Raw genomic sequence first — 25,831 nt, 5'->3', positions numbered from 1 at the left:
TTTTAAATGATAGGTTGCATCATTTAAAGGAATTAAATATGTTTATAGAATCTATTCTTGTAGCTATATGGGCATTTTTTTGCGGCATTGATAAATATGATGTTGCATTAAATATCCACCGTCCATTAATTACTGGGCCGGTAGTTGGTTTGATTATGGGTGATATGCAGATCGGGTTAATTGCTGGTGCGACGCTGGAATTAGCCTGGTTGGGTCTTGTTCCCAATGCTGGCGCTCAACCGCCAGATGTCACGATGGGAACGATTGCTGCTGTAGCCTTTGCCGTGATGACTGGACAATCAGCTGAAGTCGCCATGGGTGTAGGTATGCCTATTGCTGTGTTGATGCAGATGCTGGTCATTGGTTTCTTTGCATTAACTGCGTTCACAATGGGTAAGGCTGATCGTTATGCCGAACAGGCGGATGCCTCTGGCATTGAGCGACTACTGATTTCCACCATTTCGTTACGTTCTATGCTCTATGCGGTTGTTGCATTTACAACCGTCTATTTTGGTGAACACGGTGCTACATGGATTGATGAAAATGCACCAAAAGTATTACTGGAGGGGTTGGGGATTGGTGCCAAAATGGTACCAGCTATCGGTTTCGCCATGCTACTAAAAATCATGTGGTCCAAAGAAGTTGCAGGTGTGTTCTTTGTCGGTTTTGTGATGACCACCTACCTAAAATTGCCAATAATGGCTGTTGCAATTTTGGGTGCGTCTGCCGCAGCGCTTTATTACTTCTTTAGTGGCGATAACAATTCAAACAAGCAAGCAGAGGAATTTGAAGATGGCATCTGATATTGCAATTTCTCCATCTAAATCTGATGTCACAGTATCTCCAGTAAAAAGTTCATCACTGGTAGATAATGTGGATTCTTATGAGGACATCACTGTTCGTCAAGTCATTACCAAGAAAGATTTATGGATGTGTTCATTGCGTGGCTTGTTTATGGAGGGTAATTTCAACTTTGAAAGAATGCAGGGTGGAGGGTTCGCATACTCTATTATCCCGGCATTGAAAAAAATCCATGGTGATAATAAAAATGATCTAGCTAAGGCGTTGAAAAACCATCTGCAGTTTTTTAATGCCAGTCCGAAGTTATTTACCTTCCTGCTCGGCACCGCTATAGCAATGGAAGAGAACAAGGAAAAACCCTCTACTGTCAATGTGATGAAAGTCGCCGGTATGGGTCCTACCGGCGGTATTGGTGATGCGATAGACCATATGACGTTGATGCCATTGACATTAGCGCTAGGGGCATCTATTGCCATTGAGGGATCTATTGCTGGTCCGTTTGTATTTTTTCTGTTGTATCAGATAGTGCATTTCTTTGTATATTTCGGATTGATGTTCATGGGATACCGTGCTGGTACTGCAGCTATGGTAAACATGAGTGATGCAACCGAAAAATTGGCCAAGGCAGCCAATATTATGGGTATTTTCGTGATAGGTGCACTATCCGCTACGTTTATCAAGTTGCAGACAACGGTATCATTAGAGTTAGGGGGGAAGACGGTCGAACTTCAAACATCATTATTTGATAAAATAATGCCAAATTTACTGCCGTTGGTATTGGTGTTTTTTATGTTAAAAATGGTAAAAGGGACCGGATTCTGGGCTAAGCCACCAGTGCTTATTTTTTCAACCTTAGCCGCTGGGGTTATTGGTCACTATATGGGTATTATCTAAATATAGTAATCATAGTTAATGGGGGTACATCGCCCCCATATATTTAAGAGGATTCAATTGCATGATCGGTATTGTAGTATCTGGACATATAAATTTTGCATCCGGAATGCAGTCTGCAATAAAAGCAATTGTGGGAACGCCGGAACAGATGCGCTTTGTCGACTTTGTCGAGTCAATGTCGACAGATGATTTGGAGTTAGCACTAAGAGAAGCTGCTCAGGAAGTGAGCTCAGATGATGGGGTGTTATTTTTAACCGATATTCCTGGCGGATCGCCAGCAAATCGAGCATCAGCGATTTTAATGGATACCGACAATGTCGAGGTATTGGCAGGGGTCAACTTGCCGATGATTGCAAATGCCGCATTTGAACGTGATGGTGTGTCGTTAAGTGAGCTGGTCGAGATTCTGCAAGAGATAGGTAAGAGCACGATGCAAGATATGCGAAAAGCACTGGATGCCGCCATGTATCAGCAAGACATTGATGAAGTTGATGGTCTTTAATAACGATGACACTTGTTTTCAGATGAGTTGCATACAATAAAATTTGGCTTCTTCATCATGAACTATTAATACAAAGCCAGTAACACGTTGATGGCTATTTATTGTTATCGATGATTTTGGCTGTGGTAATAACTTGAGGTTTAACAATGGAAATTCGTCAACCTATCCATAGTGAACATGCCAAACAATTGGATACAAGCGGCTTGCGCAGCCATTTTTTGATCGAAGGTATGTTCCAACCGAATGAAATTAATCTTACCTATAGCCACATCGATCGTATCATCGTTGGAGCAGTTGTGCCGGTTGATTATCCCATCTCCCTTGAGGGCGGTAAGGAAATCGGTGTGGAATTCTTCTTGCAGCGTCGAGAGTTGGGGCTGATTAACATTGGAGCCCCTGGCTTGGTCACTGTTGATGGCCAAACTTTTGAGATTGGAGCTCGCGAGGCTCTCTATGTCGGTATGGGGGCTCGTGAAGTCTCGTTTACCAGTGTAAATTCAGAGCATCCTGCTCGCTTTTATCTTAATTGCGCTCCCGCTCATCATGCTTATCCGACGCGTAAAATTTCTCGCGAAGAGGCTGCTCCGGAATCTTTGGGTTGTCAGGAAAACTGTAATATTCGCACCATCTATAAATACTTGCACCCTTCGGTTCTGCCGACCTGTCAGCTGCTGATGGGCATGACAGAGCTGGCTCCGGGCAATTTATGGAATACCATGCCTTGCCATACCCATGAGCGCAGAATGGAGGTCTATCTCTATTTTGATATGAGTGAGAACAACCTGGTTTTCCACTACATGGGTGAACCGCAGGAGACTCGGCATCTGGTGGTGCGTAATGAGCAGGTGGTAATCAGTCCGAGTTGGTCTATCCACTCCGGTGTCGGTACTGCAGCCTACACCTTCATTTGGGGCATGGTCGGTGAAAACCAGACTTTCCACGACATGGACCATGTTGCCATGAGTGATTTGAAGTAAACCCTACCAATTAATCTATGCGGGTTGCTTGATGCAAGCCAATCCGTCTTGTCGCAGGAAGAATTATGAGTATGTTTGAGCTTACGGGTAAAGTTGCCATGGTGACGGGTTGCAACACCGGTCTTGGGCAGGGCATGGCATTGGGTTTGGCTCAGGCGGGGGCTGATATTGTGGGTGTAGGCTATGAGCCAGCACCGGAGACTCAGGCCGCCATTGAGGCGCTGGGCCGAAAATTTCACTACATCACAGCAAATTTGATGCAACAGGACTTGCTGGAGGCGATAGTCGCTGAGGCCGTCGAAGTGATGGGTGCAATCGATATCCTGGTAAATAACGCAGGTATCATTCGTCGTCAGGATATTCTTGAATTCTCCAATAAGGATTGGGACGACGTCATCAATATCAACCAGAAGACGGTATTTTTTCTGTCACAGGCAGTTGCCAAGCAATTTGTCAAACAGGGTAAGGGTGGCAAGATCATCAATATTGCCTCAATGCTCTCGTTCCAGGGCGGTGTAAGAGTTCCTTCCTATACAGCCAGTAAGTCAGCGGTAATGGGTCTGACGAGAGCTCTGGCCACTGAACTTGCTCATCATGGAATTAATGTTAATGCCATTGCGCCAGGCTATATGGCAACAGATAACACAGCTGCTTTACGTGCAGATGAGGCTCGTAACAACGCAATATTGGAACGGATCCCTGCGAATCGTTGGGGATCACCATCTGATCTGGCTGGCCCTGCGGTATTCTTGGCATCTGCTGCCAGTGACTATGTTAACGGCTACACATTGGCCGTTGATGGCGGCTGGCTGGCACGTTGATAAGAGGAGCTGACTATGTCATCAGAATCTAGAGCTGAGGTGCTGGCAGCGATGAAGCGTGTGTATCGCTATCAAGCAGCCCATCAGACCCGTAGTGTGGTTCGCCGCAGTGGCAAGGTTCGATTTATTAAAGATACCGATTGGGAACGGGGAGTATTCTGGTCCTGTGTTGCGAGCGCATGGCAAGCAACGGATGATAATGAGTATCTGGATGGGGTGATGAACTACACCCTGCATACCGGATTTCGGACCGGCCCCAACCCACGCTTTGCTGATGATCATGTGTGCTGTCAGGCCTACTTGGATGTCTATCCTTTGGTCAACCAGATTGAAGCGCTGGAGCCGACCATCAAAGCCCTCGATTTGATGTTGGAATCTCCGGTTCCTGGTCGCCAGGATTGGTGGTGGTGTGACTCTCTATTTATGGCTCCCCCCGTGTTTGCAGGGCTCTCCCAGCTGACAGGAGATCACAAGTATCTGGATTATATGGAGCCTGCATTTTGGGATGCGGTGAACCATTTATTTGATCCACATACTGGTCTCTTCTTTCGTGATCATCGCTATATCCCTGATGGAAAAGGGGGCGAGTTGCGTGAAGCGAATGGAGAGTTGGTCTTCTGGAGTCGAGGGGTGGGGTGGGTCCTGGCCAGTATTCCTCGCTTGCTAGCGCGGTTGCCTGATGACCATCCATCACGGGAACGTTACGTGACACTGTTTTGTAGCTTGGCCAAGACAATATGTCGTTATCAACAGCCGGATGGGTTTTGGCGTACCAGTTTGCTTGATCCTGAGCATTTCCCCGCTCCAGAAAGCAGTGCAACTTCATTGTTTTGTTATGGTTTGGCTTGGGGGATTAATCAGGGGATTCTGGCTCGTGATGAGTACCTTTCAGCCGTACTTTCATCTTGGCAGGCATTACTCGGTTGCATCCATGAAAATGGCATGATGGGTTGGGTACAGTTGCCCGCATTTAATCCCCGTGATGTTCAGCGAGACCATAATATTGACTATGGTGCTGGCGTATTTTTGCTTGCTGCCACAGAGGTGATGCAACTCGTATAGTGTCGTGGTGTACACAAGTTGCAATGATATGAAAACCCAGTTCAGTTGGCTGGGTTTTTTCTTTTATCTGTTTTCATTTTCTTTTGTTTATTGTGTTAATTGTGACTCGACACAACAAATGCTTTCATATTGTTTCGTATACTATGGTTACAGCTTCAATTTGTTTAAAGTATCGGCATCATGAGCATTGATCAAAAGAGTCAAACAGCATTTCATATGATGGCAAAGCCAACTGGCTATCGCTGTAATCTCAAGTGTGAGTACTGTTTTTATCTGGAGAAAGAGCACACCATTCACCAGGATAGTTCCACCGCGTCACAGGTTATGTCAGATGCCACCCTGAAGCGTTACATCCGGGAATATATCCGCTCTCAACATAGCCAGCAGATCGACTTCTCATGGCAGGGGGGAGAGCCTACTCTCGCAGGCTTGGATTTTTATCGCAATGTGGTGGCGTATCAACAGCAATATGCGGATGGAAAGCACATTACCAACAGCTTTCAAACTAATGCGATCGGGATTAATCGGCAATGGGCAGAATTTTTTGCCAAGCATAATTTCTTGGTTGGTGTGTCAGTAGATGGACTGCAAAGTGTGCACGACGCATATCGTGTTTCAGTGAATGGTAACCCAACATTTGAGCGGGTACAGCATGCGATAGAATTACTGAAGGAGTTTGGCGTAGAGTTCAACACCCTGACTGTAATTAATGATAAAAATTGGGATAAGGGGCGTGACACCTATCTTGCTCTGAAAAAACTGGGTGCAAATTTCATGCAATTTATTCCTTTGGTGGAGTTGTCACCTGATAGTCAGGCTGATAATAATGGCCATTATACACCTATGCCAAATCCGAAATTAATGGATTTCTCTGTGCCTGCACATGGATATGGTCGTTTCATGACTGATGTTTTTGATGAATGGTGTCCGAATGATGTCGGACGCATTTTCATTCGTATGTTTGATAGCATACTCGCAGTTTGGATGGGATATCCGGCTTCAGTGTGTGTGCAGTCTAAGGATTGTGGTCAGGCAGTTATCATTGAAGCAAATGGTGATTTGTATTCATGTGATCATTATGTATATCATGCCAATAGACTCGGAAATATACATTCTCAATCACTTGTCAGTATTGTGACCGGTAAGCAACAAAAAAAATTCGGAAAAGTAAAATCATCTCGTTTGACTTCTGAATGTCAACAATGCGATGTTTATTTGCTTTGTTATGGTGGTTGCCCAAAGCATCGAGTTATTTCTCTTCCAACAGAGAAATATCGACATAACTATTTGTGCCCATCATATCGTCACATATTTAACCACACAGCCACCATCATGGCCAGGATGGCTGATGAAATTCGTAGAGGAGGCATTGCGGCTAATGTAATGGTCAACAATCTCGTATTTTGATGAAAACTAAATAAATGGAGTGAATATTTCCACTATGTCAAAAAAAATCATCGCAAGCATGGTTGCTCTTGCCTGTTCCATTTCACCTGTAATGGTTTACAGTGCCGAGTCAGAGCAACCCAATGTGCTTGTTATAATAATGGATGACCTTGGTACTGGCCAGCTTGATTTTACTCTTGATTCATTAGAAAGAGAGACGCTTGATAAACGCCAGGTAGCTCCGCGTTATCAAGGCGATATCGCAAAAATGATAGATGCAGCAGCTCGTTCAATGCCAAATGTAGCTAATTTAGCTCATAATGGTGTTAAAATGACAAATGCATTTGTCGCTCACCCCGTATGTGGGCCATCCCGAGCAGGAATATTTACGGGGCGACACCCGGCGAGTTTTGGTACTTACAGTAATGATGATGCATCACAAGGAATTCCGCTTGATGTAACATTGCTTCCTAAACTATTACAAGATAATGGCTATGCTACCGCTACAATTGGTAAATGGCATAATGCTAGAGTAGAAAGTAAAAATTTAGTACCAGAAAATACACGCACTAGGGATTATCATGATAATGAAGTGACGGTGACATCAAAAGGATATGAACCTAATGAGCGAGGGTTTGATTATTCCTATAGTTATTATGCGTCAGGCGCAGCGTTATGGAACTCACCAGCGATATGGGTAAATGGTAAGAACGTACCATCTCATGGCTACTTGACGCATAATTTGACTAATGAAACTATAAAGTTTATTAACAGCAACAAGGATAAGCCTTTTTTTATTAACCTCTCTTATAGTGTGCCACATATTCCTTTAGAGCAAAGTTCACCTGCTCGATATATGGAGAAATTTAATACCGGCAACATAGAAGCAGATAAATATTTTGCAGCCATTAATGCCGCAGATGAGGGGATTGGACAAATCCTGGATACATTGAAAAAAAGAGATGAACTCGATAATACACTGATCTTTTTCCTTTCCGATAATGGCGCTGTGCACGAGTCCCCGATGCCATTGAATGGAATGGACCGGGGATTCAAAGGTCAAATGTATAATGGCGGGGTTAGGGTCCCATTCATTGTGTCGTGGCCTAACAAGATCCCTGGGGGTCAAGTCAGTGACATCATGGTATCTGCATTAGATATATTGCCTACTGCATTGAGCTCCGCCGGTATTGAAATACCCGGCGTCATGCATATAGATGGCAAGGATATTATGCCTGTACTTAGTGGTGTCAGACATGATTCACCCCATGATTATCTATATTGGGCTGGTCCTGGCGCCAAGCATTACAGTGAAGATAATGACAAGTTCTGGTCGGGATATTGGAAATGGATCACCTATCAGGAGAATGTCATCCCAAGCAATCCTAATCTAGAAAAATTATCTCCAGGTTCATGGGCTATACGTGATGGTGAATGGGCGCTGTATTTTTATGATGATGGCGGTAAAATTAGCCTGTTCAATGACAAATTGAATCCTTCCGAAAGCAAGGATCTTTCTTTGCAATATCCAGATAGAGTGAAGAAAATGAAGTCAGCATTTTATGACTGGATTAAAAACAAACCAAAGCCAGTTGCATGGGGTAGTGACCGTTATCAGGTTTTAACTACATCAGCACAACGCTAAATATATGGCCACCTGATGGGTGGCCATTTCATTGAAAATAAAAACGGTCTTTGTATTCGATGGAAATTTCAGAAACAAAACGTCCATATATTCCTTATGAAAATCCTGATCTGGCTATGTACTATCATCTTTTCCGAGAGAACTTGATACGTGTACGTTACAGAAAATGTGCTTACAGTGTTAATGACAAGTATGTCACAGATGTCTTTTCAACGTCGGAAGGCGAGTTGAAATATCAATGTGATGAGTTGGTGAAGTATTTTTCTGAAGCATTTGAACACTATGCTGTTTGGGACTATACGCATGCATATTATCCCGGGAGACCTAGTCAGCAAAGTGCTAGAACTGATGCTATGGAGGGTACTAGCCGATTATTGCCAACATTGGCATCTTGGCTGCATGGTAGAGGCATTCAAGACAATGAAATTACCCTCATAAATGGTAATAAGCTGAATGTGGCGGAAGTTATTCGTCGTGCATTTATCGCGGGCACAGATCCCTATCACGTTGGTTATTGGGGGCGGATGCATGATTGCGATCAGCGTATTTGTGAAAGTGCAGATTTGGCTCTCACACTCTGGTTGAGTCGTCAACATGTATGGCAATATTTCTCGGCTGCAGAGCAGGAAAAAATCATCTCATGGTTTAGTCAAGTAGATGCATTGATCACTGTTGACAATAATTGGCATTTGTTTCCGCTAACTGTGCAGTGCGTGTTTAAGGCACTAACAGGTGAAGACCATATAAATCGTACCAAGTATGCTCGGATCAAAGAGTTTTATGTTGGTTCTGGCTGGTTTCGTGATGGAGCTCAAGGCAACTACGACTATTACAACGCGTGGGGTTTTCACTACGCGCTCTATTGGCTGGACCAAATCCTTCCTGATTTTGACCCTGAGTTTATTCGTGGTGCTCTAGCAGAATTTGTAGATTCCTATCGATACTTTTTCACTACGCAGGGATTGCCTTTCTTTGGCCGCAGCGCTTGTTATCGATTAGCGGCCGCAGCCCCTCTTATTGCAGCTGCAGATCACGGCATCTTGCCATCAGGTGAAGTGAAGCATGCTTTTGGTTCTTCGCTCTCCTATTTTATTTCGAATGGGGCACTGAAAGCTGGCCTCCCAACCCAAGGGGTATTTGGGCATGATGATAGGTTAATAGATAACTACAGTGGCCCAGCAAGCAGCCTCTGGTCTTTGCGGGCTTTGAATGTGGCCCTTTATTGCGGGGAGCGTTGTGGTCTCTGGGAGGCGCAACCATCACCACTACCGATCGAGCAAGGTGATTTTACTCTTTCGGTACCGGCTATTGGACTCCAGCTCCAAGGGGTAAGGGAAACGAATGAAGTGGTTGCGCTGTTCCGTTTCGATTATGCCGAGCAGCAGAGTCCTTTGACGCGACGTTTGGAGCAGCAACACTGGTGGAGTCGTTGTAAAGAATGGGTCATAGGGAGGGCAGAAAGACCGAAAAACAACCTACTTCGAAAGGGCGTCACTTGTTACAGCTCTAAAATGTTTCATTTTTTCTAGTCTCGCTTACGGTTCTTTTCGTTTTTGTGTGATCAAGATCTTTGAATTTATCATTTAGTTTCGTTATCCTGCTTTTATGGATCGAAACGAAATGGTTGGGGGCATTATGTGTGCTAGTGTCATTAAGATATCTGCAGTATTGGGCACCTTTTACTCGTTGTAGGTTTATGAACTGGGTAACCAGGAATGCGTCAGCTCTTTCACTGATTTCACTGATAGTGGGCGGTGACTCATATGTATCTCATTGTTAAGGTGAATGACTCAAATGGATAAACAACCTGGTGGTATCGCGATACTCGGTGAGTGCATGGTTGAATTGAGCGGACCGGCATTCGGCATTCAGCAGCAAGCGTTTGGGGGCGATACCCTGAATACCGCTATTTATCTCTCTAGATTATTACCAGATCTATCTCCTCGTTATGTCACTGTACTGGGCCATGATCATTACAGCGATGGTATGTTGGAGCGTTGGAAAGAAGAGCAGATAGATTGCTCTATGATATTTCGAGATCTGAATCGGCTTCCTGGCCTGTATGCCATCGAGATAGATAAGCATGGTGAGCGTTGTTTCCATTATTGGCGCAATGAATCCGCAGCACGCTTTCTCTGTCAACATGAGCAATTTACGTCATGCCTGGATAAACTACATGGTATAGAGTTGCTTTACCTCTCTGGGATCAGTATCGCCATTTTACCTGAAGAGGATAAGGAGACATTGATTTTGGCTTTGCAGTCACTTAAAGCCGCGGGTGTCACTATTGCATTTGACTCAAATTATCGTCCTCGTCTTTGGGATAATCATGCTCATGCGGCAATGTGGATTAATCGGTTATATCAACTTTGTGATATTGCGTTGGTAACCGCAGATGATGAAAGTCTGTTGCTGAATGAACCTCAGAGTTCAGAGATGATTATTGAGCGTTTGCACCATTTTGGTGTTAGCCAAGTTATTATAAAATTGGGTAAAGAAGGTGCCATGTGGTCCGTGCTGAATATTGGCTGCGGATTGAGTCGAGGTGAACAGGTCCAGAAGGTGATCGATACGACAGCTGCTGGTGATTCGTTTAACGCGGGTTTTTTGGCTGCTCGACATCATAATCTATCGGTCGCGGAGTGTTGCCGATGGGGTAACAAGGTCGCTGCGGAAGTTATACAGCATCAAGGGGCCATCATTGGCCGCCACTATATTGAGACGTTAACTAGGGAATTGGAATCATGATGAGCAGATGGCAAGAGCAGCTGGGGAAATTAAAAGTAGTCCCAGTGATTCAGATCGACAATGCCATGGATGCAGCCATGTTGGGTAAAACCTTGGTTGAAAATGGTTTGCCTGCTGCCGAGATCACCTTTCGGACTCCCGCAGCTGCAGAAGCTATTCGTCAGATCAAGGCAACAATCCCTGATATTATTCTTTGCGCCGGAACAGTATTGACACGAGAGCAAGCGGACCAAGCTATCAGTGCCGGTGCGGATTTTGTGATCAGTCCTGGATTGAACCCAAACATTGTTAAATACTGTCAGGATGCAGGGATCGGGATCATTCCTGGCGTGAATAATCCCAGCCAGATAGAACAGGGGTTGGAGCTGGGACTTGAATTACTGAAATTCTTCCCTGCAGAGGCATCCGGTGGTGTAACCATGTTGAAATCGCTGGCAGGACCATATTCCCAGGTTCGATTTATGCCTACCGGTGGAATTAAATTGAGTAATTTGTTGAGTTATCTGGCGTTGCCGCAAGTAATAGCCTGTGGCGGCACTTGGATTGCCACGCCATCAGCTATTAATGATCATGACTGGGTCTCTATTGGACGTAATGTTAAAGATACTATGAATTTATTATCCAAGGGGGATGCATGAATGACATGAAACACGTTGCGGTGTTATTGGCTGATGGCTTCGAAGAGGCTGAAGCGGTTGTATTTATCGATATAATGCGCAGGCTGGATATTAAAGTAGATGTGCTCTCATGCATGGCAACGACCAAATTAGCAACTTATTTTGGTACCAGAATTGAAGCTGATGCGATTTTGGATGAAAAGATAGATGTTCTTTATGACGCCATCATGATGCCGGGAGGACCAAAAGGAACTGACAATCTCTTTGGTTCTTCGGTGGTCTATAGCTTTATTAAAAAGCATATTGATAATAACAAATTAATTTGTGCACTTTGCTCTTCAGGGGCAAAGGTTCTCGCTGCACATAACTTGTTACAACATCATCAATATACCTGTGGCAGTGGATTGGAGAAGAAATTTTCTGATGGTGTATATGTTGATAAAAAAGTGGTTTTGGATGGGCGCTTCATCACCGGTAAGGGGCTCGGTGTCAGTTTTGAATTTGCATTTACTGTTGCCCATCACTTATTGAGTGATAATCAAGCCAAGGTAGATTGGCAAGCACGACATATCTATTTTGAACATTGGCCACTGTCTGAAGTGGATAATTGTTAGTTTTGATAATGTGCGGATGATTGATCGAGCATGTAAAAAAGTCATCTCTTCGGAGATGACTTTTTTACATCTATTCTCACTTCACTTCACTTCACTTCACTTCACTTCACCTGCCCTGTCATTTTCTTTTTTTTTAAAATAAACAGCACACATAATCTTTCATTTGGTTTGTGTGATCTTTCGCACTATGCTGCCACTTTCTTTTTGTTATCATTTAACAGTTGAATAAGAGTTGAAAGAAAAGGTATCGAAATCATCTATCATTTCTGGAGTGAAACATGTCCATCTCTCGGCGTGACTTGCTGAAGGGACTAGCGGCAACCGGCGCGGTCGCTATGACTTCATCAATTTCAGGGTGTCAAACATCACTAAGTGGAGGCGCATCCACTGGGCGTATCAATGGAAAAACAAATTTATTAGTTGTATTTCCAGATGAGATGAGAGCTCATGCTCTTGGATTTATGGGGCAAGATCCATCAGATACCCCAAATTTAAATAGATTTGCGAAAGAGAGTGTTGTTCTTAGGCAAGCTGTATCCAATTTTCCGCTTTGTACCCCATTTCGTGGCATGTTAATGACGGGGCAATATCCATATCGTAATGGTATACAAGGTAACAGTCACACTGGTATGCCTGGCCAGTTTGGCGGAAAAGACTTTGGTATTGAGTTGAAAAAAAACTCGGTGACTTGGTCCGATATTTTGAGTCAGCAAGGTTATTCAATGGGGTATATTGGTAAATGGCACCTCGATGCCCCCAGTGCGCCTTTTATTCCAAGTTATAATAACCCAATGGAAGGGCGTTATTGGAATGATTGGACAGCTCCTGATCGTCGACATAGTTTTGATTTTTGGTATTCATATGGTACGTATGATAAGCATATGTCACCTATGTATTGGACTAATAATACTCCTCGTGACAATCCGATAAAAGTAAATCAGTGGAGCCCTGAACATGAAGCGGATATTGCGATAAAATATCTCCGTAATGACAATGGAACTTATCGTGATAAAGATAAACCATTTGCTCTTGTAGTATCAATGAATCCCCCTCATTCCCCTTACGACGAGATACCGCAGAAATATTTAGATAAATTTGAGGGAAAGACTTCTGAAGAATTGAATAGTAGGCCAAATGTTCAATGGAATAAAGAGTACTTGGAAGGATATGGTCCTCAGTATTTCAAAGAATATATGGCAATGGTTCATGGTGTTGATGAGCAATTTGGCAGAATATTGGACGAGTTGGATCATCTAGGTTTGAAAAACGATACGTTAGTTGTATTTTTTTCAGATCACGGTAGTTGTATGGGGTCAAATGGTGAACCGACAAAAAATGTTCATTATGAGGAGTCGATGAGGATTCCAATGATCTTTAGGTTGCCAGGGAAATTAAAACCAAAACAAGATGACTTGCTTTTTTCTGCTCCTGACATATATCCAACAATTTTTGGGTTGCTAGGTTTTGAAGCGTTAATTCCCGATACGGTGGAAGGGAATAATTATGTAAAAACCCTGAAAGGTGAATCTGGTGATGCTGTACCGACATCACAGTTTTATACTTTCATGCCATATGGTGCTCAATCATATGGCCGGCGTGGAATTAGAACAGAACGCTATACGATGGTTATCGATCGGAAGATAGGTAAGCCGTTAACATATATTTTGCATGATAACAATAACGATCCTTATCAATTGCATAATATAGCTGGTAATCACATGAATTTGGTTAATCAATTGACAGAAAAAGAACTAATACCATGGTTAGAGCATACTGGTGATCCATGGCGTCCAACTGAGGTGTCTGTTGGCGTATTGAAAGCATATTCGTAACATACTGTAAAAATAATAATCGGAGTGATTTATATGAAAGGCTATGTCAAGCTTTTACCTATTGCCTTGCTTTCGTTGTCTATTAATCAAGCAATGGCAAATGACTATAAGACAACTGTTGAATATCGTCATGGTTATGCTGATGGTTCTAAAAAGCATGATGATAGATTTAAAGTGTATGTCGATACCGGGAAAAATATAGGATTTGAGCTTGATGCTCGATATGGCAATAGCAATCCATCTCAAGTTTTTGATTCTACATATCTTGATGGATCTGAATTATGTGCATTTTATTATAAATCCTTAAGTAAAAATCTGACTGGCTTAGTTGGCTCTTCATTTGATGTGTCATCAAGTGGTGCTGTTCATATTCCATTCGTAAGATTGAATTATAGCTTTGATAATGGTTTTAGAGTTCAAGGTCGTTATAAATGGAAGTTTTGGGATTATGAAACAGTAAATCCAGTCACAAATTATGGCTATCGTTCTAAAATACAAGAATTTGATGCGTGGGTTGGCTACAAATATAATGATTTTGACTTTGAATATCAGTTCGATTTGTTTAAGCAAATGGCGAGTGGTGCGATGCCAGAATTTAATGGAAAGGAATATGATACTCAGCACAATATTAAAATCAGTTATGCAATAGATAAAAATTGGAAGCCATTTTTTGAAATTGGTAACTTGAGGGAAGACCGTTATTCTGACAATCGGCAAACGCGTTATCGTATTGGTATAAAGTATACGTGGTAAGATTATATTGCAACTAAATAAAGCTGAGGGCTTATTTCTTCAGCTTTATTTTTATATAAAATGGTGAAATTATGTTTTCTATCAAAAATATTGCACTTTATACATTGTTATTTAGCAATGTTGTTGTCGCTCAGCAATTAACAGCGGAGTATGAAATATTAGCCGACAGATGGACTGAGTCGATTATTGGTACTCCTGAACAGGAGTATGACGCGTTTCAGCAGAATATGCTTAGCAATATTCAGCGGGATGCAATGAAATACCTTCATTCATTAAACATGACGGATATGCGACATTCTCTTTGGGATGATCTTCCGCTCGATTACTCACAGGGAGGGAAAGCGCTTGGCCCCAATATAAGAGCATCAATGATTAGATTGCTCACTATGGCAAAGGCTTATCATTTTCCAGGGGAATTGCAAGGTAATAAGGCATTACTCTCCAGTGTAATTAACTCTCTGGATTATCTATTTAAAGAGCATTATAGGGTAGGAGCTCTTGAATATGGAAACTGGTGGGAGTGGGAGATCGGTATACCAAAAACAGCAAATGATCTCTTGACTTTAATTTACGCTGAACTGACAGAAGTACAATTAAATAATTATACGAGTGCCTGTAGATATTTTGCACCATTACCGGACAGGAATGGTGTCAGTGAGGGGGCTAGCGCTTCGAGTAATCCGGTCAATCGTGAAGCAACAGGAGGAAACCGTACAGATATGGTGCAGGTTGTACTGGTTCGAGGGATCTTATCAGAAAGAGATGATGAAATAAAAAATGCACTTAATGCATTACCTCAGGTACTCGAATCTGTGACAACAGATGATGGTTTTTATAGTGATGGTTCTTTTATTCAGCATGGAGATATTCCATATACTGGAACCTATGGTAATGTATTACTTGAAGGTATTGGTAAGGTAATGAATCTGATGGCAAATTCAAAATGGCCTGCAGATGACCCAAGATTATTACGAGTATATGGAATTATCTACAATAGTTTTTTCCCATTTATTTATTCTGGGCAAATGCTAGATATGCAAAATGGTAGAGGTATTGCTCGAGGTAATCGACAGAATCATGTTGAAGGTCACGCTGTTTTAGCATCAATGATTCGGTTTTTGGATGGCGCATCCGAAAGTGATAATAAGAAGTTATCTGGATTTATTAAAGAGCAAATCCTATCAGATCATGTCAAGAATTTTCTTGAGGGACAGCAGGATTTCTTGATTAGTAATAAAGCCAAAAAACTGCTCGAAGATACAAGTATTGAGCCAATGGTTCAATCGCCTAAGGCTTACTATTTTCCTGAAATGGACCGTTTTGTTTACCATGGTAGTGACTATGTATTCTCTCTTGCATTGCATTCCGCCAGGGTTGGTAATTTTGAATGTATGAATGTATGAATGTATGAATGTATGAATGTATGAATGTATGAATGTATGAATGTATGAATGTATGAATGTATGAATGTATGAATGTATGAATGTATGAATGTATGAATGTATGAATGTATGAATGTATGAATGTATGAATGTATGAATGATGAAAATAGAAAAGGTTGGTTTACTGGTGATGGTGCTACATATATCTATAATACAGATCTTTCTCAATATACTGATTATTGGCCTTTAATAAATCCATACCATATCGCCGGAACTACCGTTGATATGACAACCAACTTGGATGATTGTACAAATAAAAATAAAGTTGCTTCACGTGTTGGTAAAAATAAGCAGCTTAAAATGCAACGAGTTGGGGGGGCTGTCTACAGCACAGAGGCTGCGATTGGAGCAGATTTCTATAACCACGATAACAGCGTCAGTGCACTGAAATCCTGGTTTATCTTGAACGATAAGGTTATTGCAATTGGTTCTGATATTGCAAGTAGTGAACATGTTGATGTAGGAACCATCATTGATAGTAGAAAATTAAATGTTAATGGGACAAACACTATAAAAATTAATGGTGTTGTTACCCCTATAGACAACAAGAGCAAGATTGAAAAAATAAGCTCTTTGTTTGTCGAGGGGAATGTTGATGGCGCAAATATTGGTTATTGGTTCCCTAAGCAGGAAGATATTATAATCGAACATCGGAACGTGTCTGCTAACTGGTCTGATATAGGCACTACCAAAAAACTAGTGGAGGGACACACATTAGCTTCTTTCATTCCTCATAATGAGAATTCATCTGGTTATCAATATGTGATGCTAAATGGCATTAGTAACCATGAATTAAATATGTACACCCTCCAACCGGATATAATGGTTATTCAGGCAGATGAAATGGCGCATATTGTTGGTGATACTTCCGGTGAGAATATATTAGCGAATTTATGGGGTAATGGCGATGTTAGTGTTGGTGGACTCAAAACATCTTTCCCTGGGTCTATAGTGTTGAAGAAGAAGTTGAATACATTGGAGGTTAACCTTGCTGACCCAACTAGATCGCTATCTCAAGTTGAATTTATAACAGATGAATATTTTAATGTTATGTCTGATCCTGATGGTCGAGTCAGTATTAATGGTAAAACGATGGTAGTGAATCTTGAAACCTTAAGAGGAAGTACCTACCATTTTTCTCTTCAGAGAGATAATGACTCTTCGCTTTAAAATGAATGAGATGAAGATTAAAACGGCGGAGGAACTGCTGATTTTGAGTGATGCTTATCTTGGGGCAGGTGGATGGCATAGGACTATTCACGCTATTAGCGTATAGTATTTTTAATAAAAAAGCCCCCCGTTGGGGGCTCTATTTTATTGGTGTCTGCAACGCTACATAGTTCAGGTTTTCATGGGCTTTCATATCGAGCTGCTTCCTGTCTCTGAATAATGCCGCTGGTTATCTATCTGGGTTGCCAGCGCTTTGTGTGCGGCTTGTTGAGCATGGCAATCTTTCCCAAGGTGTTAGTTTGAGCTGCTTGCGACGAACCCAGAAGATGATCGCCATCAGCAGACCGAATCCGACACCAAATTGAACGATCTGGCGCATGGCAAATGCTGGGCTTACCTCATATTGCCAGCCGAAGAACCACATAAAGAGTCCCCATATCGCTCCAGTTGGCAGACCCAGAGCAAGCAGGTTGATGATAAAGCGCTCGTAATGAGGTGGCCTGATGTTGAGACCTAATCTGCGCAATAGCCGCCATAATGGCGGGTTATAGTTGAGTGCCAGCACTCCTTTATCCGTTAACTCACTGTGGGCGGCTACCAGCCTGCGTTCGAATTCCATGGTGTTTTTCCTTGTAGTGCATAGTGCCATACGATGCCGTTTTGGCAGCATTGGGTAATCCCCCCATTTTTAGGGGCATTCAAAAGTAGAGGTCATGCAGCCTTTGCCAGATGCTGCTTCGGGGTATAACCATCCAGCGCCATATTGGGCCGCTCATGGTTATAAACCCACAGCCATTGGGTTGCAAACTCTTGGAGCTCCTCCAGCGTGCCAAACAGATGATGAGCCAACCAATCGTAACGTACCGTTCTGTTAAACCGCTCTATGTACGCGTTCTGCTGAGGATTGCCTGGTTGGATATACCCCAAGGTGATCTCCTGTTTCGCCGCCCACGCCTTGAGCACTTCGCTGATATATTCTGGTCCATTATCGCACCGGATCATCGCCGGTTTGCCACGCCACTCAATCACCTGTTCCAGTGCGCGCTTGATCCGTGAAGCGGGCAATGAAAAATCGACCTCAATGCACAGCGCCTCGCGGTTAAAATCATCGATCACATTAAACAGTCGCACTGACCGGCCATCGCTCAGTTGATCGTGCATAAAATCCATCGACCAGCAGTGGTTAGGCTGGGCAGGCACGGCCAGAGCCTGTGGCTTTTCACGTACCAGTCGCTTCTTGGGCTTGATGCGCAAGTTCAGTTCAAGCTCCCGATAGATCCGGTAGACCCGCTTGTGGTTCCAAGCAAACCCTTTGACGTTACGCAGGTAGAGGAAGCAGAGGCCAAAGCCCCAGTTCCGCTGGCTGTTGGTGATACGCAGCAACCAATCCGCAATAAGCTGGTTTTCATCGGCGAGCATGGGTTGATAGCGATAACAGCCTTCGCTGACCTTGAAGATGTTGCAGGCTAGCCGGATAGAAATGGCAAAGAGCGACACGGCTTTGATAGCCATCTCCCTGCGGGCAGATGGCGTCACCACTTTTTTGCTATGGCCTCGGCGATAATCTCGGCTTTGAGGCGCTCCTCGGCATACATCTTCTTGAGGCGGCGGTTTTCCTCCTCCAGCTCTTTGAGGCGAGCCATGAGAGAGGCATCCATGCCACCGAATTTGGCGCGCCACTTGTAAAAGGTCGCGGAACTGATGCCATGCTCGCGGCAGAGTTCAGGGACGGGTGAGCCAGACTCGGCCTGTTTGAGGATGGCGATGATTTGGGCATCGCTAAAGCGTGATGTTTTCATGTTAGAACCTCCTGCGTTCAAGATACGAGAAAATTCTACTTATGAGCACCCCAGGTTTTCGGGGGGATTACCATTGTACTGGCAAACCGTGAGGGCGGTGTGGGCTCGCTGTCACGTTATGTCTCTGTGGAAAACAAAAGGTGGCGCCACAGCACACTTGCCAATCCCGAGCAGCTGCGCCTATAAAGGCCCATTACTCTTGTCCGGATAGCAGCAATGAAGACCCATTCTGATGAACTGACCCTGTTTGTGGCGGTGGTGGAGGCGGGCAGTTTTCGCCAGGCGGCGGAGAACCTCGGCATGGACAACTCGGTGGTGAGCCGTGGCATCAAGCGGTTGGAGGAGAAGCTCTCCACCATGCTGCTTAATCGCACCACCCGCCGGGTCAGTCTGACCGAGGAGGGGAGCTGGTTCTATCAGCGGGCGGTGAAGATCCTGACCGAGATGAGCGAGGCGGAGGGGCATCTGCTGATGCGTCGGGAGCAGCCGGAGGGGATCTTGCGGGTCGATGCGGCCACTCCCTTTATTCTGCACCGGCTAGTGCCGATCATCGGCGAGTTTCGCCGCCGTTATCCTGCCATCGAGCTGCAACTGCACAGCTCGGAGGGCTTTATCAATCTGATGGAGCGGCGGGTGGACATGGCCATCCGCATCGGCGAGTTGACCGACTCCTCCCTGCGCGCGCTGCCGCTGGGCCGTTCGCGGCTGCGGCTGCTGGCTTCCCCTGGCTATTTGAGCGAGCGCGGCACCCCGCGCCAACCGGCGGATCTGCTAAGCGGCCACGAGCTGCTCGGCTTTTTGCATCCCGATCACCTCAACCACTGGCCGCTGCTCAGTGCCGAGCAGGGGGATCGCTTTGCCATCACCCCCAGCCTGCGTGCCAGCAGCGGCGAAACCTTGCGCCAGCTGGCGCTGGCGGGGCAGGGGATCGTCTGTCTGTCGGACTTTATGACTGGGCCGGATCGGGCGAGCGGGGCGCTGGTGGAAGTGCTGGCGCGCAACAACAGCGGTGCCTCGCGCCCCATCAATGCGGTGTTCTACTCCGATGCCCAGCGGGATATCCGGCTGCGGGTCTGGCTCGATTTTCTCAAAGAGCAGCTGGGCAGCCATACCCTGTAGCGCAGGTTGGTTTGTGCGGTTAGTCGATGTGGTTTGCTTATCGAAGAACAAGCCGCACCTTAGTTGCGGCCAATCAGCATCAGCCAAGCGGCAGATAAGCAGATAAACAGGCGGCCAACTTGAGGGTCGGCCGCCGGTTCGGGAAGGTGTGTGAGCTGAAGCGCAGTTACCGTGGCAGTTTGCCCCAGACCCGGCTGAGCAGGGCGCCGCCGATCACCGGCGGAATGGCCAGCAGCAGGGTCCACTGCCAGGAGAGGCCGCCGACGGTGGCTGCCAGTACGATGCAGGTGAGTACCACCAGTTGGGCCACCATCATCAGGAAGGTGCCTTCGCGGGGGGTCAGTGTCTCTTTTTGAGCGGTGGTCGGTTTCATGGCGATATCCCTCTGTTGAGTCTGATATCACTAAGCAATGGCCGTTCCACATTTTTTCAGGTTAATTATCAATAAGTTGCACTCTTGCTCGTCATTCCCGTTTTGAAAACCCAGGCAAAATGATTTGCAAAATGAACACGCCACCCTGAGGTGGCGTCTTGATGATGGAGAGGGGGAGGGAGACGAGCTGGGCCTAGCCAATCCGGTATTGGCGGATCTGCTCGTCGATGGCTTTGGCCAGTTCGAACAGCTCGCGGCTGGCGGCATTGCTCTCCTGCGCGTGTTCCCGCTGGTGCTCGGCCACCATGGCCAGCTCATCGAGCGCCGTTCTGGCTTGCCCCATTTGCTGATTCTGGGACTGGGCCAGTGCGCTTATTTCGTTGATCTCTAAGGCGGTCTGGTTGATCTGGCTGGTGGCATCAACCAGCACCTCTCTGGCCTGATTCATCCGGTTGTATCCCTCTTCGCTCAAGGTGCGGGAGTCCGCCATCGAGCCGCTGGCCTGCCGGGTTCCCTCCTGCAGGCGCAAGATGAGATCCTGCACATCCTTGGTGGCGGTCTGGGTGCGCACCGCCAGCTGGCGCACTTCGTCGGCCACCACCGCAAAGCCGCGCCCCATCTCCCCCGCACGGGCCGCTTCGATGGCGGCGTTGAGGGCCAGCAGGTTGGTCTGGTTCGAGACATCGCGGATCAGGTTCATGATCTGGGTGATGTTGTTGCTGTCTTTCACCACCTCATCGAGCAGGGTCGATGAGCTGCCGATGCTGCTGCGCAAGGTGTCGAGTTGTGCGGCGCTCTGGGTCACATCCTGCTCGATGCTGAGCATATGGTCGGCGATGCGCCGGGTCACCTCGTTGACCCCCTCCGAGCGGCTGGCGATCTGTTCGGCGTTATCGCCGATGGTGGTGACCACATTGGTCAGCTCCTGAATGCTCTGGGCCTGCTGGCTCGCTTCCCCCGCCAGTGCCTGCGCCTGCTGCATGGATTGGGATGACTGCGCGGAGAGGGCGCTGCCTGACTGCTGGAAGCGGGAGAAGCTCTGGTTCAGGCTGTGGATCAGCTGATTGAAACTCTGGGCCATTATTCCCAGCTCCGATTCGTCAGAGAAGTCGAGGCGGGTCGCCAGATCCCGATCGGCGGTGATGTGGTGCATGCCATCGGCCGCCTGACGGATGGGACGGCTGATGGAGTGGGCCAGCCAAGCCGACGCCAGCATCGCCAGTCCACCAATGGCCAGCGATACCATGATGATCAGCTTGCGGGAGGCGAGCAGCCCCTCTTCCAGTTCGGCGCTGTTGATCTCGCCAATCAGCAGCCGGTTGAGGGTGGGGATGTAGCGCACCGCGATGAGGTAGGTCTCTCCATCCAGCGTCAGCGCTTGCACGGCCACTTGATCCCGGGCGTTTGGGGTGAGCCGCTTGACGGTATCGAGGAAGGATTGCTGGTGGTGGGCGGCGCTTTCCTGCTCCTGCTCGGGGTGGATCTCGATATTGCCCTCCATGTCTGCCAGATAGACCTGACCGCTCTTGCCGATCCGGTAGCCGCTGATGAGCTTGCTCAGGGCGCTCATGTCGATGGAGGTGCCTGCCACCGCCAGGGTCTTGCCTTCGTGGGTGACGGCGGTGTTGATATAGAGGGAGGCGCGCTTGTCAAAATCGGAGATGTCGAGGTTCAGCTCATAGGGTTTGCTGCGTTTGAGAAAGCCGTAGAACCACTCATCTTTCGGGTCTGATCCGTTCAGCGCTTTCTGGGCGGTGGGGCCGCCGCTGAAGTTGATCAGGGTGTTGCTCTGGCGAGGAGCGATAAAGACGTTGCCGCCGATGCGCCGCTGCAGATCCTGAAAGTAGCGCTCCATCTCGGGCCACTGCGCCTCGGGCATCCCCCGGGCCAGCCAGTCGATGACGAAGCTGTTGCTGGCCAGCGCCTGCGCTTCGGTCAGGTGCTGGATCAGCTGGGCGGTCAGCTGGTTGGCAATGCGATCGACACTGCTTGGCAGCTCATAGCGTTCGACCCGCTGCTGGGCCTGATTGTGGGATATCTGCTCGAGGATCAAGGTGATGCAGCTGATGGCGATGGCCATCAGTATTGCCACGCCAGCGAGGATCCGGGTGCGGATCCCGAGTCCCGACCAGAGTGAATGCAATCTAAAACGGTGTATCGCCCTATCCATATCGCTCTCCTCATAAATAAGGTCGCATATGCGACCCAGAAGATGATTATAGATAGAGAACTCAATTGCGTTGTTACGGATGGTGACAACAGAGGGCGGCAGGAGAGCAGGGGGAACAACGGGCGGGGAAGGGGGCAGACACCTGCAAAGGCAACAACAAAAAGAGAGGCCGACATTGCTGTCGGCCTCATTAGTTATGTATGTCAAAGGGGAGTCGGTTGCCCGATCAATCCTCTTCAGCCCAGCGGCGTGAACGCTCAACCGCTTTTTGCCAGCCGTGATAGCGCTTGTCGCGATCGGCGTGATCCATCTGCGGGATAAACTCGCGATCCACACTGAACTTGTCTTGCAGCTCGTCAGAGCTTTTCCAGAAGCCAACCGCCAGACCGGCCAGGAAGGCGGCGCCCATGGCGGTGGTTTCGATGCGGGTCGGACGCACCACCGGGGTGTGCATCATGTCGGACTGGAACTGCATCAGGAAGTCGTTGGCCACGGCGCCGCCGTCTACCTTGAGAGCTGCCAGTTTGATGCCGGAGTCCTGCTGCATCGCATCCAGCACATCGCGGCTCTGATAGGCGATGGATTCCAGCGCGGCACGGATGATGTGGTTGCGGTTGGCGCCACGGGTCAGACCGACCATGGTGCCGCGAGCATACGGATCCCAGTAGGGGGCGCCCAGACCGACGAAGGCTGGCACCAGATAGACACCGTTGGTGTCACCTACTTTGGAGGCGAAGTAGTCGGTATCGCGGGCATCGTGAATGAGTTTCAGCTCGTCACGCAGCCATTGGATAGTGGCGCCGCCCATGAACACCGCACCTTCCAGTGCGTAGTTCACTTCCCCTTTCGGGCCGATGGCGACTGTGGTCAGCAGACCGTGGCTGGAGCGAACCGGGGCGGTGCCGGTGTTCATCAACAGGAAGCAGCCGGTACCGTAAGTGTTCTTGGCCATCCCTTTTTCAAAGCAGAGCTGACCAAACAGGGCAGATTGCTGGTCACCGGCAATACCGGCGATGGGGATGCGGGAGCCGCCGCCACGGGTGGTGTAGCCATACACTTCGGAAGAAGGTTTCACCTCTGGCAGCATGGACATCGGGATGCCCAGCTCGTCCAGCATCTTCTCATCCCACTTCAGATCGCGGATGTTGTAGAGCATGGTACGGGAGGCGTTGGTCGGGTCGGTGACGTGCACTTCGCCGTTGGTCATCTTCCACACCAGCCAGGTGTCGATGGTGCCGAACAGCAGCTCGCCGTTCATCGCCTTCTCGCGGGCACCTTCGACGTTATCCAGAATCCATTTGATCTTGGTACCGGAGAAATAAGCATCCAGCACCAGACCGGTATTTTCGCGAACGTACTCTTCCAGGCCGCGCGCCTTGAGCTCTTCACAGATGCTGGCGGTACGACGGCACTGCCAGACGATGGCGTTGTAGACGGGCTTGCCGGTGGCTTTTTCCCATACCACTGTGGTTTCACGCTGGTTGGTGATACCGATGGCAGCGATCTCTTCGCTGCGCAGGCCAGTCTTGGCCAGCACTTCGGTAAAGACGGAGGATTGGGTCGCCCAGATCTCCATCGGGTCGTGCTCTACCCAGCCCGCTTTCGGGTAGTGCTGGGTGAATTCGCGCTGGGAGGTGCCGACGATGTTGGCATCCTGATCAAACACGATGGCGCGGGAAGAGGTGGTTCCCTGGTCCAGAGCGACGATATATTTTTTTTCAGCAGACATGATGTTCTCCACGTTTCTATTTTCCACGTTGTTACACGTTGGAGGGGCCGCTCTTATGCGGCAGCCTCTTCTTTGGCGGTTTGGGTAGCTTTCTCGGCGGCGGCAACACGGTTGCCCGGCACGCAGGGAGCCAGCACTTTGACATACAGAGCGGTACCAAGCTGGGCGCCAACGATGGGGCCAAGGATCGGAACCCAGAAGTAGGGGTTGTCACGACCACCGGTCAGGGCGACATCACCCCAGCCAGCAAAGAACGCGAACAGTTTCGGACCAAAGTCACGGGCCGGGTTCATGGCGAAACCGGTTAATGGGCCAAGGGAGGCACCAATCACCGCGATCAGGATGCCGATCAGCAGGGCGGCAGCGAAACCTTTGGGTGCGCCGTTGTTGTTGTCACCCAGCGCCATGATGCCCAGCATCAGGACGGCAGTGATCACCAGCTCGACCGCGAAGGCTTGCATGTTGTTCAGCAGAGGATTGGGGTAGGTGGAGAAGATCCCGGCGGTGCCAAGGCTCTCGACGCTGCCGCGCACCACGTTGTGGGTCACTTCCCACTGGGTGAACAGGCCGCCGTAGAGGAAGTAGACAAGGGCGGCGAAGCAGAAGGCACCGGCGATCTGGGCGATGATGTAGGGCACTACCTTGCGCTTGTCAAAGCCGGCGAAGGTCATCAGCGCCAGGGTAACGGCCGGGTTGAGGTGGGCACCTGAAATACCGCCGGTCACATAGATGGCGATGGCGACACCCAGACCCCAGGTAATGGAGATTTCCCACTGCCCGAAGTTGGCGCCTGCCAGCACCAGTGCGGCGACACAGCCGACGCCGAAAAATATCAGCAGGCCGGTTCCGATAAACTCGGCGATGCATTCGCCAAGCAGGGTATTGGGTCTTTGTATGCTCATACGTTTGTTCCTTATATCCACCCAGAGTTGAAGTGATGTTCTGTTTTGTTGTTTTTCAGGCCGAGCAATGGTTCCGAAAACGTTTTTTCTTGTTTTTCGAGCTAGCGCAAACGTTATGCTCGTTTGCGCTCGTTATCGGACGTGACTGAAAATAACCCTTCTCGCGGATTTCACCATCCCCCCGCCATAGGAAATGTGGACAAGATCCCACTCATTGCTAAGGAAATGTGACGTAAAGCAACTTGAAAAAGGGTTAATACCCCTTAGGTGGTAGCTTGAGCCCTTGTGGCATAAGGGCTGGCGCTTGCTGAGTAACTGCTCATTTGGAGCTTTTATTTGTAATAAAAATGCAATATTTGAGCCTTCATCACAGATTGAATGTTCACTTGTGAGCACAATAGGCTCGCTTACGAATCAGTGGACTCACATGATTCGTGGTCATGATCAGGGCATCCTCAACCGCCCATAACAACAA

General features: G+C 47.3%; 22 protein-coding genes and 1 pseudogene. 17 read left to right on the top strand and 6 right to left on the bottom strand.

Features of this window, described 5'->3' with window-relative positions; all coding sequences use genetic code 11:
* The first annotated feature begins 38 nt into the window (after positions 1-38).
* The 16 genes from agaW to ACY8FN_RS16900 all read left to right on the top strand — a co-directional run bounded on the left by agaW (position 39) and on the right by ACY8FN_RS16900 (position 17,264).
* Positions 39-803, top strand: coding sequence for a PTS N-acetylgalactosamine transporter subunit IIC (agaW, locus tag ACY8FN_RS16975; RefSeq protein ID WP_463100664.1), 765 nt, complete (start codon positions 39-41; stop codon positions 801-803).
* Complete coding sequence (locus ACY8FN_RS16970) at positions 793-1,695, top strand: PTS system mannose/fructose/sorbose family transporter subunit IID (RefSeq protein WP_463100663.1); 903 nt, start codon at positions 793-795, stop codon at positions 1,693-1,695. Before agaW ends, ACY8FN_RS16970 begins: the two co-directional genes overlap by 11 nt.
* Before the next feature lie 61 nt (positions 1,696-1,756).
* Positions 1,757-2,197, top strand: a complete 441-nt coding sequence (gene agaF / locus ACY8FN_RS16965; protein WP_438538593.1) for a PTS galactosamine/N-acetylgalactosamine transporter subunit IIA — start codon at positions 1,757-1,759, stop codon at positions 2,195-2,197.
* A gap of 146 nt (positions 2,198-2,343) precedes the next feature.
* Positions 2,344-3,174 (top strand): 5-dehydro-4-deoxy-D-glucuronate isomerase, encoded by an 831-nt coding sequence (gene kduI / locus ACY8FN_RS16960; RefSeq protein ID WP_463100662.1) that lies wholly within the window; start codon positions 2,344-2,346, stop codon positions 3,172-3,174.
* A 65-nt stretch (positions 3,175-3,239) separates the two neighbouring features.
* Positions 3,240-3,995, top strand: a complete 756-nt coding sequence (kduD, locus tag ACY8FN_RS16955) for a 2-dehydro-3-deoxy-D-gluconate 5-dehydrogenase KduD (RefSeq protein ID WP_139690675.1) — start codon at positions 3,240-3,242, stop codon at positions 3,993-3,995.
* 15 nt (positions 3,996-4,010) lie between these two features.
* Positions 4,011-5,057 (top strand): glycoside hydrolase family 88/105 protein, encoded by a 1,047-nt coding sequence (locus tag ACY8FN_RS16950; RefSeq protein ID WP_463100661.1) that lies wholly within the window; start codon positions 4,011-4,013, stop codon positions 5,055-5,057.
* A 180-nt stretch (positions 5,058-5,237) separates the two neighbouring features.
* Positions 5,238-6,464, top strand: coding sequence for an anaerobic sulfatase maturase (locus ACY8FN_RS16945; protein ID WP_463100660.1), 1,227 nt, complete (start codon positions 5,238-5,240; stop codon positions 6,462-6,464).
* 34 nt (positions 6,465-6,498) lie between these two features.
* Entirely contained in the window at positions 6,499-8,088 is a 1,590-nt protein-coding gene (locus ACY8FN_RS16940) for a sulfatase family protein (protein ID WP_463100659.1), read from the top strand.
* Between the two features lie 59 nt (positions 8,089-8,147).
* Entirely contained in the window at positions 8,148-9,617 is a 1,470-nt protein-coding gene (locus ACY8FN_RS16935; RefSeq protein ID WP_463100658.1) for a DUF2264 domain-containing protein, read from the top strand.
* A 265-nt stretch (positions 9,618-9,882) separates the two neighbouring features.
* Positions 9,883-10,836 carry a sugar kinase gene (locus tag ACY8FN_RS16930; protein WP_463100657.1) on the top strand — a complete coding sequence of 318 codons (954 nt, stop codon included), beginning with the start codon at positions 9,883-9,885 and terminating at the stop codon, positions 10,834-10,836.
* Positions 10,833-11,474: a bifunctional 4-hydroxy-2-oxoglutarate aldolase/2-dehydro-3-deoxy-phosphogluconate aldolase gene (locus ACY8FN_RS16925; RefSeq protein WP_463100656.1), complete on the top strand. Its 642-nt coding sequence runs from the start codon at positions 10,833-10,835 to the stop codon at positions 11,472-11,474. The genes ACY8FN_RS16930 and ACY8FN_RS16925 overlap by 4 nt, the downstream gene beginning before the upstream one ends.
* Positions 11,471-12,067, top strand: coding sequence for a DJ-1/PfpI family protein (locus ACY8FN_RS16920; protein ID WP_463100655.1), 597 nt, complete (start codon positions 11,471-11,473; stop codon positions 12,065-12,067). Before ACY8FN_RS16925 ends, ACY8FN_RS16920 begins: the two co-directional genes overlap by 4 nt.
* A gap of 278 nt (positions 12,068-12,345) precedes the next feature.
* Entirely contained in the window at positions 12,346-13,899 is a 1,554-nt protein-coding gene (locus ACY8FN_RS16915) for a sulfatase-like hydrolase/transferase (RefSeq protein ID WP_463100654.1), read from the top strand.
* Between the two features lie 33 nt (positions 13,900-13,932).
* Positions 13,933-14,652 carry an oligogalacturonate-specific porin KdgM family protein gene (locus ACY8FN_RS16910; protein WP_463100653.1) on the top strand — a complete coding sequence of 240 codons (720 nt, stop codon included), beginning with the start codon at positions 13,933-13,935 and terminating at the stop codon, positions 14,650-14,652.
* Positions 14,653-14,723: 71 nt separating this feature from the next.
* Positions 14,724-16,055 (top strand): polysaccharide lyase family 8 super-sandwich domain-containing protein, encoded by a 1,332-nt coding sequence (locus tag ACY8FN_RS16905; protein ID WP_463100652.1) that lies wholly within the window; start codon positions 14,724-14,726, stop codon positions 16,053-16,055.
* A 132-nt stretch (positions 16,056-16,187) separates the two neighbouring features.
* On the top strand, positions 16,188-17,264 hold the full coding sequence (locus tag ACY8FN_RS16900) for a polysaccharide lyase family 8 super-sandwich domain-containing protein (protein WP_463100651.1): 1,077 nt from the start codon (positions 16,188-16,190) through the stop codon (positions 17,262-17,264).
* 233 nt (positions 17,265-17,497) lie between these two features.
* On the opposite strand, the pseudogene ACY8FN_RS16895 reads toward ACY8FN_RS16900, so the two are convergent.
* Both ACY8FN_RS16895 and ACY8FN_RS16890 read right to left on the bottom strand, forming a co-directional pair.
* A pseudogene (locus tag ACY8FN_RS16895) lies at positions 17,498-17,883 on the bottom strand (DUF6404 family protein).
* Positions 17,884-17,975: 92 nt separating this feature from the next.
* A protein-coding gene (locus tag ACY8FN_RS16890) for an IS3 family transposase (protein ID WP_463099321.1) occupies positions 17,976-19,063 on the bottom strand; the annotation gives its coding sequence in 2 pieces (ribosomal slippage) (positions 17,976-18,814 and positions 18,814-19,063; 1,089 coding nt in all).
* Between the two features lie 216 nt (positions 19,064-19,279).
* Here ACY8FN_RS16890 and ACY8FN_RS16885 point away from each other — a divergent pair.
* Positions 19,280-20,182 carry a LysR substrate-binding domain-containing protein gene (locus ACY8FN_RS16885; protein WP_101346599.1) on the top strand — a complete coding sequence of 301 codons (903 nt, stop codon included), beginning with the start codon at positions 19,280-19,282 and terminating at the stop codon, positions 20,180-20,182.
* A 166-nt stretch (positions 20,183-20,348) separates the two neighbouring features.
* On the opposite strand, the gene ACY8FN_RS16880 is transcribed toward ACY8FN_RS16885, so the two are convergent.
* From ACY8FN_RS16880 to ACY8FN_RS16865, 4 genes are all read right to left on the bottom strand, one after another.
* Positions 20,349-20,555 (bottom strand): hypothetical protein, encoded by a 207-nt coding sequence (locus ACY8FN_RS16880; RefSeq protein WP_101346600.1) that lies wholly within the window; start codon positions 20,553-20,555, stop codon positions 20,349-20,351.
* Positions 20,556-20,748: 193 nt separating this feature from the next.
* On the bottom strand, positions 20,749-22,725 hold the full coding sequence (locus ACY8FN_RS16875) for a methyl-accepting chemotaxis protein (RefSeq protein WP_463100650.1): 1,977 nt from the start codon (positions 22,723-22,725) through the stop codon (positions 20,749-20,751).
* Positions 22,726-22,951: 226 nt separating this feature from the next.
* Entirely contained in the window at positions 22,952-24,454 is a 1,503-nt protein-coding gene (glpK, locus tag ACY8FN_RS16870; RefSeq protein WP_101315214.1) for a glycerol kinase GlpK, read from the bottom strand.
* A 53-nt stretch (positions 24,455-24,507) separates the two neighbouring features.
* Positions 24,508-25,356 (bottom strand): MIP/aquaporin family protein, encoded by an 849-nt coding sequence (locus ACY8FN_RS16865; protein ID WP_101315213.1) that lies wholly within the window; start codon positions 25,354-25,356, stop codon positions 24,508-24,510.
* Positions 25,357-25,831 lie beyond the last annotated feature (475 nt).

The organism is Aeromonas sp. 160P (assembly GCF_055193095.1).
Note: the sequence above shows the minus strand (reverse complement) of the source record. Positions and strands in the feature narration are given on the sequence as shown.

What these genes read in the sequence shown, in the direction of transcription:
- agaW (WP_463100664.1), top strand. Translation starts at nt 39, where the DNA reads ATGTTTATAGAATCTATTCTTGTAGCTATATGGGCATTTTTTTGCGGC.
- ACY8FN_RS16970 (WP_463100663.1), top strand. Translation starts at nt 793, where the DNA reads ATGGCATCTGATATTGCAATTTCTCCATCTAAATCTGATGTCACAGTA.
- agaF (WP_438538593.1), top strand. Translation starts at nt 1,757, where the DNA reads ATGATCGGTATTGTAGTATCTGGACATATAAATTTTGCATCCGGAATG.
- kduI (WP_463100662.1), top strand. Translation starts at nt 2,344, where the DNA reads ATGGAAATTCGTCAACCTATCCATAGTGAACATGCCAAACAATTGGAT.
- kduD (WP_139690675.1), top strand. Translation starts at nt 3,240, where the DNA reads ATGAGTATGTTTGAGCTTACGGGTAAAGTTGCCATGGTGACGGGTTGC.
- ACY8FN_RS16950 (WP_463100661.1), top strand. Translation starts at nt 4,011, where the DNA reads ATGTCATCAGAATCTAGAGCTGAGGTGCTGGCAGCGATGAAGCGTGTG.
- ACY8FN_RS16945 (WP_463100660.1), top strand. Translation starts at nt 5,238, where the DNA reads ATGAGCATTGATCAAAAGAGTCAAACAGCATTTCATATGATGGCAAAG.
- ACY8FN_RS16940 (WP_463100659.1), top strand. Translation starts at nt 6,499, where the DNA reads ATGTCAAAAAAAATCATCGCAAGCATGGTTGCTCTTGCCTGTTCCATT.
- ACY8FN_RS16935 (WP_463100658.1), top strand. Translation starts at nt 8,148, where the DNA reads ATGGAAATTTCAGAAACAAAACGTCCATATATTCCTTATGAAAATCCT.
- ACY8FN_RS16930 (WP_463100657.1), top strand. Translation starts at nt 9,883, where the DNA reads ATGGATAAACAACCTGGTGGTATCGCGATACTCGGTGAGTGCATGGTT.
- ACY8FN_RS16925 (WP_463100656.1), top strand. Translation starts at nt 10,833, where the DNA reads ATGATGAGCAGATGGCAAGAGCAGCTGGGGAAATTAAAAGTAGTCCCA.
- ACY8FN_RS16920 (WP_463100655.1), top strand. Translation starts at nt 11,471, where the DNA reads ATGAATGACATGAAACACGTTGCGGTGTTATTGGCTGATGGCTTCGAA.
- ACY8FN_RS16915 (WP_463100654.1), top strand. Translation starts at nt 12,346, where the DNA reads ATGTCCATCTCTCGGCGTGACTTGCTGAAGGGACTAGCGGCAACCGGC.
- ACY8FN_RS16910 (WP_463100653.1), top strand. Translation starts at nt 13,933, where the DNA reads ATGAAAGGCTATGTCAAGCTTTTACCTATTGCCTTGCTTTCGTTGTCT.
- ACY8FN_RS16905 (WP_463100652.1), top strand. Translation starts at nt 14,724, where the DNA reads ATGTTTTCTATCAAAAATATTGCACTTTATACATTGTTATTTAGCAAT.
- ACY8FN_RS16900 (WP_463100651.1), top strand. Translation starts at nt 16,188, where the DNA reads ATGAATGATGAAAATAGAAAAGGTTGGTTTACTGGTGATGGTGCTACA.
- ACY8FN_RS16885 (WP_101346599.1), top strand. Translation starts at nt 19,280, where the DNA reads ATGAAGACCCATTCTGATGAACTGACCCTGTTTGTGGCGGTGGTGGAG.
- ACY8FN_RS16880 (WP_101346600.1), bottom strand. Translation starts at nt 20,555, where the DNA reads ATGAAACCGACCACCGCTCAAAAAGAGACACTGACCCCCCGCGAAGGC.
- ACY8FN_RS16875 (WP_463100650.1), bottom strand. Translation starts at nt 22,725, where the DNA reads ATGGATAGGGCGATACACCGTTTTAGATTGCATTCACTCTGGTCGGGA.
- glpK (WP_101315214.1), bottom strand. Translation starts at nt 24,454, where the DNA reads ATGTCTGCTGAAAAAAAATATATCGTCGCTCTGGACCAGGGAACCACC.
- ACY8FN_RS16865 (WP_101315213.1), bottom strand. Translation starts at nt 25,356, where the DNA reads ATGAGCATACAAAGACCCAATACCCTGCTTGGCGAATGCATCGCCGAG.